This is a genomic window from Streptomyces spongiae, assembly GCF_009377185.1.
GTDB lineage: Bacteria > Actinomycetota > Actinomycetes > Streptomycetales > Streptomycetaceae > Streptomyces > Streptomyces spongiae.
Map to the genome: position 1 here is coordinate 1 of NZ_VJZC01000494.1, position 7,527 is coordinate 7,527.

The following is a 7,527-nucleotide window of genomic DNA, read 5'->3' on the forward strand; positions in this document are numbered from 1 at the left end:
CCCCTACCCCTGCCCTGTACATCCCCGAAGGCAGTGGGGAGTTACCTGTGAGGAGCGGCGGGGGCATCCCCATGTGTCGGAGGACACGCGGTTCGACCGCTCGGTAGGCCCACCGGCGTCCGACGCCGGTGGCCAAGTGAGGGGGCGGGCAGGTGAGTGCGGTGTGCGGCTCGTCCCGCCAGGTCGGTGTCACGATCGGCGATGTCCACCAGAGCCGCCCCCCGGGGTTTCTCGGGAGACGTCGGCACTCACCCCCGGTCAAGGGCGGTTCGAATACCCCCGCGGTGGTTTTTGGCGCGCTTTTGACGGAGTGTCTTCAGGGCTGCGGGTCATCGAGTCAGAGTTCCGTCAGCACCGGCCGGGTCGGCGTCAGCGTCCCGTCATGAAGGGTCGGAGGGCCGGGTGCGGCGGGCATAGCGTCAGCGGAGAGCCCCGGTCCGCCTCCCCGTACCGGGGCCGTCAGTCAGCCAGTTCCCATGGATGTCCCAGGAGCCGTCCCATGCCAGAACTCTCGTCCGGTGAAGACCCGGAGCCTTCCGAACGCATCCCGGCCGGACCCCTGTTCGTGCCCGTCCGGCAGGGACCAGCCGGGTGCGTGGCCCGTCTCTTCCGCACGCCGCTGGGTGAACGTACGGCCGTCGGGTTCACGTCCCGCGGCGCACTGACCGCGACGCTCGGCGGACCAGGCGTGGATCAGGCGTGGATCAGGATCGCCGGGCCCGCGCTGCGTGCACGGCCGCCCGCCGGTGACCGCCGTGCGGGACGGCCATGCCCGACTCCTCGTACGCCGGGAGTCCATGGACGACATCCGTAGCCGGGACGTGGGGCTGTAGCCCGCGCCGTGTCCCCGCGCACCACCTCCGGGCGAGCAGTCGCCCGGCGCTCGCCCGGAGGTGCTCCACTCCCTTTCGCTCGCTTCCCGTCGACAAGCGGTAGGCCCGCGCAGTCGAGGTACGTCTCGGCTGCGCGGGCTGGTCATTCCGCGTACCGACCGGGCCCGGCGCTGTCAGCGGTCCTGGGCGAGGTCGTACAGCTCGCCCAGCAGGCTTCCCTCGGTCGCGACGAGTTCGTCGAAGGAGCCCTGCTCCCGGATGCGTCCCTGGTCAAGAACGACGACCCGGTCGGCCATCCGTACGTTGTCGAGGCGATGCGTCACCACCACGGTGATCCGGCCTGGAGCCGTGGCCCGCAGTTCGTGGAAGATGGTGTGCTCGCCGCGGGCGTCCATCTCACTGGTCGGCTCGTCCAGGACGAGGACGGCCGGTTCGCGGTACATCGCCCTCGCGCACGCCAGACGCTGCCACTGGCCGCCGGACATCTCGTGGCCGCCCCACACCAAGCGGGCGAGGAGTGTGTCGAGTTGATCGGGCAGTTCGCGCAACGCCTTGGTCATCCCGACCCGTTCCGCCGCATGCCAGATCCGCTCGTCGCCGTGCTCGCGGGGCTGGCCCAGGGTGATGTTCTCCCGGGCAGCCAGGGGCCAGTGACCGTTCTTCTGCGGAACCAGGCCCACGTGCCGCCAGACCGACTCCGCGTCGGCGGTGGCCAGGTCGGTGTCGTCCCACAGCACCTTGCCGCCGTTGGTTGGCACGGTCAGCCCGGTGAGCATGCGGATCAGCGTCGACTTGCCGGCGCCGTTCTCGCCCACCAGCGCGACGACCTCGCCGCGGTTGAGGGTGAGCGTGATGGGCTGCACGGCCGCGGTCTCCTTGCTCGGGTAGGTGTAGGAGGCGCTCTCCAGGCGGATCTGCTGAGGCGCCTCGACCTGAACCGTGCCGCGGGCCGTGGCCATGGCGCGGACCTCGTCGACGAAGGCGTAGTAGTCGGAGAGGTAGAGGCCGTGGTGGAACATCACCGTGCTGTATCTGATGATCGAGTTCAGGGCGCGTCCGGCGGTCTGCGAGGCAACGACGGCGGTGCCCGCGATCGCCGTCGACATGGCCCCGGCGAGCACCAGAGCGGCCAGTGAGGTCCACATGCCGAGGGTGAACAGTCCGCCGAGGGACGCGGCCAACAGCGTGACCATCAGATAGGGCCGGGCCGCCTCGAGCTCGCGCCCTTCCACGCGATCGCACATCGACCGGTACCAGAAGTGCAGGTAGCCGCGCATCGTGTTGGCCCGCAACTCGTCCGCGAGGTCCGGTGTCGTCAGCCACCACCGCATCATCCCGCGCACATTGCGAGCGGAGATCGTCCGGTCGTGGACGCGGTAGTCGACCCGCGCGGCGATCACTCCGCCCATACCTCTGGGGACGACGGACAGCAGCAGCACGCCGAGCAGCAGCGGGTGCAGGGACGTGAGCACCGTCGCCGCGGACACCAGCTGGACGAGCCCGTTGGTGAGGGTCTTGGCGTCGTCGGCGATGTCGACGGCGCGCAGCGCGCCGATCTCCGCCGCCTGGCTCCGGTCGCCGAAGCCTTCCGCGTCGTACGCGGCGAGCTCGGCTCGCATGTGCAGGTCGACCAGGGTGAGGTCGGCGGCCGAGGCGATCTTCGGGTTCAGACGGCGGGTCGCCCAGTCCGCGAGGATCCACATGGCCGCGCCGGTGGCCATCGCCACCACGGCGACGGTCAGCGCCGGCCAAGCCTGAGCCAGGCCGTCGCGGGGGTCGGGGACCATCAGCCGTGGCAGGGCTTCGGCGACGGCGCCGAGCATCACGGCGGTGCCGATGCCGGACAGCAGTTGGCACACGACGATCGTGGCAGCCATGCGTCGGTCGACCGTCCAGGCCAGGCGAGCGGTCTGGATCAGTGCCGCGGGGATACGGCGGGCCATGTCCCACAAAGTGGCGTCGTCCATGGCACGCCGGTGTTTGCGCCCGTTGTAGTCGAGCTCCGGCGGCGCCGAAGGCTGCGGAGCTTCCGACCGAGCCACAGGGACGGAGACGGAGCGGTCGCACCTGCTGGTCTCGTCCACGGCCGGGACAACCGTCTCGTCGTGGGGCGCCGTCACGCGAACACCCCCGCCATGAGCCGGTCCAGGGTGCGTCGCCCGCGCGCGGTGACCTCGGGGTCGTCATGCGCCGGGTCCCGGACCAAGCAGCTCACCGCGTCGAGAGCCGCCAGACACGACAGAGCGTGCCGCTCCTCTGGGGTGAGGTCACGGCCGTAGCCCTGGAAGCACGCGGCCCGCAGGTCGGGCCGATCCGCCCAGGTGCCGCAGGCCATCAGGACGAAGTCCTGCACCGCCGTCGCGAACCGGGACCGTTCGAAGTCGATCCACCCGGCCTGTTCCAGGCCGGTCGACCACATGAGGTTGCGGTCCCGGGCGTCGCCGTGGATGAACGCGAGCGGCAGCGGCGGAAGGATGCGCAACTGCTCGGCCAGGTCGCGCACCAGCTTCTGCTCCGGTGCGGTCAGCCGGTCCCCGGCCAGCCGCAGGTGTCTCTCAGCCCCATCCGCCGCGGCTTGCAGCGCCTGCTCGGCCTCCGCACGCCAGGGACCGGACAGGTCGCCCGCCGCGTGCAGCCGGGCCAGCAGGGCACCGCCTTGCCGGTGCGCGCGGACTTCCTCCGCGGGTGTCAGCGTCAGCTGCCTGAGCGGGCGTCCTGGGACCGCGGTCAGGAGCAGGGCCAGGTGTTCCGCGCTCGAGGCGCGCAGCTGCGGCGCATGGCCGGCGCCGAGGGCCGGAGCCGCGTGGCGCAGGGCAAGGGTCTCGCGCTCGTACATCAGCGGGCGCGGCGAGATCTTCAGGAAGAAGTGAACCTCCCCGGGCAGGGCGAGCTGCCAGACACGGGAGTTCTCCCGCGGGTGTGAGACGTCCCGGACGGACGGCTGGGCGCCGAGCGTCCTGTCGGCCCATGCGAGCAGGGCGGGTGCGGGCGTGTTCGTGTCGGTCATGCCCCCCACCCCGATGACGGTCGTGACGCGGAGGCGAACAGGGCGCGACGCACGTCGACCGGACGCCGGAACGCGGTGGCCTCAACGGCCTGGGCGGGAGGATTCTCGAACACGGGGCGAAGGGCGGTAAGCACGCGGACGGGATTCACGGATTCTCCTCAGTGGCAGGGATCGGACAGAGCACCCGGACAACGTCCCTGTTCACAGGGCCGATACGGGCTGTGGATGTGCTCTGCGAACGAACCCTCGACCACGCCACTGACAATCAGCGAGGGCCGGCACCGTGATCCGGTCATTCCCACGGGACGGGGTGGTGAAGGACAGGCTGCGCTGGTGCTCGCTTTGACCTGGGGAGACGTCAGGAGAAAGGATTCTCGAACTTCCGTGCCGGAGCCCGAAATCGAGGGCCTGGCAAAGTGGCCTGATCTGGCCTCTGGCCGGTCCTCCACCCGGGCGGCGAACCCGTGGACGGGCATCCCGGCGGCTAGCATCAGCACCATCGCTGCGTTCGACCCGCTTCGGCCTGCGACAGACCCGTGCCCTACCTGCGCCGGCATTTCGAGAAGCAATCGCCGCTCCAGCCGCTCTGGGAGAAGCAACTCCGACAGGACACGCAGGAAGGTTGCCCGTGTGCCGCCACCCCAAGTGGTGGTTGACGAACAGGCCACCTCCGAGGCGGACTCGGCACACGAACGCCCCCCTTGCACACACCCTGAACCCGCCGGTGTCCGTCAGCCCATCACCGCCGCGCGCACGCACAGCACGTCCGGCAGATGGGACGCCAACTGCCGCCAGCTGTCGCCGTCGTCCGCCGACGCGTACACCTCTCCGTTCCTGTTGCCGAAGTACACGCCCGCCGGGTCCGCGTCGTCCGTGCACATCGCGTCGCGCAGTACCGTGCCGTAGTGGTCCTCGTCCGGCAGGCCCGCCGACAGTGGCTCCCAGGTCCGGCCCGCGTCCGCCGTACGGAAGACACGGCAACGCCGCCCGGCCGGGACGCGGTCCGCGTCGGCGTTGATCGGGAAGACGTACGCGGTGTCCCCCCGGTGCGGATGGGCCGCCGCGGCGAAGCCGAACGTGGACGGCAGTCCCTCGCCGATGTCCGTCCAGTGCGCGCCCCCGTCGTCGCTGCGGTACACACCCCAGTGGTTCTGCAGGTACATCCGGTCCGGCGTCGCCGGGTCTCTCGCGATCTTGTGCACGCACTGGCCGAACTCCGGGTTCGGATCCGGCATGAACACCGCGGAGACACCCGAGTTGGACGGTGCCCAGCTCGCGCCCCCGTCCTGGGTGCGGAACACCCCGGCCGCCGAGACGGCGACCGTCATCGCCCGCGGGTCGCGCCGGTCGGTGAGGATGGTGTGCAGGCCCTCGCCGCCACCACCGGGCATCCACTTGTCGCGCGTGGGGTGCTCCCACAGCGGCCGGACGAGCTCGAAGCTCTCTCCGCGGTCCGCCGAGCGGTACAGGGCGGCCGGCTCCGTGCCCGCGTACACCACGTCGGGCTCCGCCGCCGACGGGTGCAGCTGCCACACCCGCTCCAGTGACGCCTCGGTGTCCTTGGGGAACTTCACGGCGGCCTGGGCGGGCTCGGTCCAGGTCCGGCCGAGGTCGTCGGAGTGGAAGACGGACGGCCCCCAGTGCGCGCTGTCGCCGCCGACCAGCAGCCGGGGAGTGTCGGTGCGGGTGTCGATCGCGACCGCGTACACCGCCTGCGCGTTGAAGTACGGACTCTCGTCGAACTCCCAGGCGCCGCCGCGCCGCCGCCCGATGAACAGGCCCTTGCGTGTACCTACGGTGAGCAGGATGTCGGCCATGCCGACCACCTCCGGGACGTCGTTGTCTCAGACAGGGGCCAGTCTGCACCCGGCCACTGACAATTACCCCCGGAGAGGACGTCACCGCAGGTCGGAGCGGGTGTCCGATGAGAAAGGGCCAGGCCGGCCGGGCCGCGCCCGTGGCTGGTACCCGACGTTGCCCGGGCACGCGAGGACCGTGCGGAACACGCCGTCCGGCCGGGGTGACGTATTCGTCATGAGCATCGGGGAGGCCACTCGCGTATGGGAGGGCGGCCCGGCTTTTCTGTGTGTGTATGAGGAGGGTGCCCTCGATGGCGGCATTCCGAGGTCCGAAGGTGTGGCTGTGGCGATGGCGGCGGAACCCGCTGCGGCGCCGGAGCGACCGGCTCGAGGCATGGGTGGTCCTCGCGGCCTGGACCTTCACCGTGCTCGGCGGGGTGGTCACCGGCCTGCTGGCGACGCGGTCCGTCGAGCACAACCTCGACCGGCAGCGCGTCGAGTGGCGCCCCGTCGTGGCGCAGCTCACCAAGAACGCCCCGGGGACGACCGCGCCGTCCGCCTCGGGGTCCGAGCGCGTGTGGGCCGAGGTCCGCTGGACGGGGACGGACGGCTCCGCCCACACCGGGCAGACCCGGGTCGTGCCCGCCAGCACGGTGGGCACGCCGGTCACGGTCTGGACGGACGCCGACGGCCGTATGGTCACGAAGCCGGCCACGCGGTCGGAGGCCGAGCTCCGCTCCTCACTGATCGGCGTCCTCGTGGGCGTGACCGCCGCGGGCGTCCCCTTCCTGGGGGGCCGCCTCGCACGCGGACGCCTGGAGCGCCGTCGGATGGACGAGTGGGACCAGGAGTGGGAGCGCGTCGGGCCGCTGTGGGGGCGCAAGACCTGGTAGCGGCTCTCGTCCCTCCGCGCGCCGGAGCGGCTGTACGAGGGCGCCCTCCGAAGGCGCCTCGCACAGCCGCCTGATCCTGCCCGATCCCGGCCGCGGCCGGGGCGAGCGGGGTGGGATCAGCAGTGCATCAGCAATACATCAGCTGTACTTGATGTCCGATGTCGCGTACTTGCAGTACGTGCTGTCGGGCCCGCTGCCGTTCGTGGGCGGCTCAGCGCCCGTGTTGTTGCCGATGTACTTCTGGCAGGGGACGATCTTCTTGCTGGTGTCCCCGACGATCTTGATGTTCCTCAGGGTCGCGCTGTCGCCGTAGTTGGTGTTGATGCCGGCGATCTTGCCGCCCTTCCAGTTCACCTCGATGGTGTTGAGGTTGATCGTCCGCTTGTACTGCTTGGAGCAGTTGCCGCAGGACCGGACGAAGGTGCCGAAGTTCTTGACCGCGAAGTTCGAGATGTTCAGGGTTCCGGCACCGTTGAACTGGAACACCTTGTCGCTGGCTTCCTTGGCGCCACCGCCGGAGATGGTGTAGACGCTGGACGACGAGGAGCCCTTGAACGTCGCCGCGTCCTCGCCGACGTCCTCCCACCAGACGTTCTGCAGCGTGCAACTGCCCTTGCAGTGGACGCCGTCCGCGGCGGGGGCGCCGAGGATGACGTTCTTCAGGACGGCCCCGTCGGCCAGCTCCAGGATCGGCCCCTGGTCCTCGTCCTGGCCTCCGCTGCCCAGGTCGCCGGTGCCGTAGAGGCGCTTCATCCCGTAGTCCTTGGTGCCGGAGACCGGGATGGTGGAGGAGACCCCCTGGCTGCCGTTCGGGGTGGGCCAGGTGGCGGCGCTCACCGGCGAGGCCATGCCTGTCATGATCATGCCAACCGATAGGCCGAGGGCGGCCAGCGTGCCGGTGACCGCGCGCCGACGGGCGCGCGGGCGTACTGGTGAAGTCATGTCCCGATTCCTTCTTCCAGTGAGTGGTCGGACGGGGTGGGGTGGGGCATGTG

The 7,527-nt window shown here is 70.6% G+C and carries 5 protein-coding genes and 1 pseudogene; 2 read left to right on the forward strand and 4 right to left on the reverse strand.

What is annotated here, in order from left to right; genetic code table 11:
* Positions 1-499 precede the first annotated feature (499 nt).
* Positions 500-721 (forward strand): annotated as a pseudogene (locus FNH08_RS52575) (SAV_915 family protein); the annotation flags it as partial.
* 285 nt (positions 722-1,006) lie between these two features.
* On the opposite strand, the gene FNH08_RS39335 reads toward FNH08_RS52575, so the two are convergent.
* The 3 genes from FNH08_RS39335 to FNH08_RS39345 form a co-directional block, all read right to left on the reverse strand.
* Positions 1,007-2,953, reverse strand: coding sequence for an ABC transporter ATP-binding protein (locus FNH08_RS39335; RefSeq protein ID WP_322726206.1), 1,947 nt, complete (start codon positions 2,951-2,953; stop codon positions 1,007-1,009).
* Positions 2,950-3,840 (reverse strand): phosphotransferase enzyme family protein, encoded by an 891-nt coding sequence (locus FNH08_RS39340; protein ID WP_152776319.1) that lies wholly within the window; start codon positions 3,838-3,840, stop codon positions 2,950-2,952. Before FNH08_RS39340 ends, FNH08_RS39335 begins: the two co-directional genes overlap by 4 nt.
* A 731-nt stretch (positions 3,841-4,571) precedes the next feature.
* The gene (locus tag FNH08_RS39345; protein WP_152776320.1) at positions 4,572-5,657 is read right to left on the reverse strand and encodes a WD40/YVTN/BNR-like repeat-containing protein; all 1,086 of its coding nucleotides are present in this window, start codon (positions 5,655-5,657) and stop codon (positions 4,572-4,574) included.
* 293 nt (positions 5,658-5,950) lie between these two features.
* Between FNH08_RS39345 and FNH08_RS39350 the strand changes: the two genes are divergently transcribed.
* The gene (locus FNH08_RS39350) at positions 5,951-6,532 is read left to right on the forward strand and encodes an Rv1733c family protein (RefSeq protein WP_152776321.1); all 582 of its coding nucleotides are present in this window, start codon (positions 5,951-5,953) and stop codon (positions 6,530-6,532) included.
* A 138-nt stretch (positions 6,533-6,670) separates the two neighbouring features.
* On the opposite strand, the gene FNH08_RS39355 is transcribed toward FNH08_RS39350, so the two are convergent.
* Positions 6,671-7,474, reverse strand: coding sequence for a pectate lyase (locus tag FNH08_RS39355; protein WP_152776322.1), 804 nt, complete (start codon positions 7,472-7,474; stop codon positions 6,671-6,673).
* Between the last annotated feature and the right edge of the window lie 53 nt (positions 7,475-7,527).

Coding starts and splice junctions, on each gene's coding strand:
- FNH08_RS39345 (WP_152776320.1), bottom strand. CDS start 5,657: ATGGCCGACATCCTGCTCACCGTAGGTACACGCAAGGGCCTGTTCATC.
- FNH08_RS39355 (WP_152776322.1), bottom strand. CDS start 7,474: ATGACTTCACCAGTACGCCCGCGCGCCCGTCGGCGCGCGGTCACCGGC.
- FNH08_RS39340 (WP_152776319.1), bottom strand. CDS start 3,840: ATGACCGACACGAACACGCCCGCACCCGCCCTGCTCGCATGGGCCGAC.
- FNH08_RS39350 (WP_152776321.1), top strand. CDS start 5,951: ATGGCGGCATTCCGAGGTCCGAAGGTGTGGCTGTGGCGATGGCGGCGG.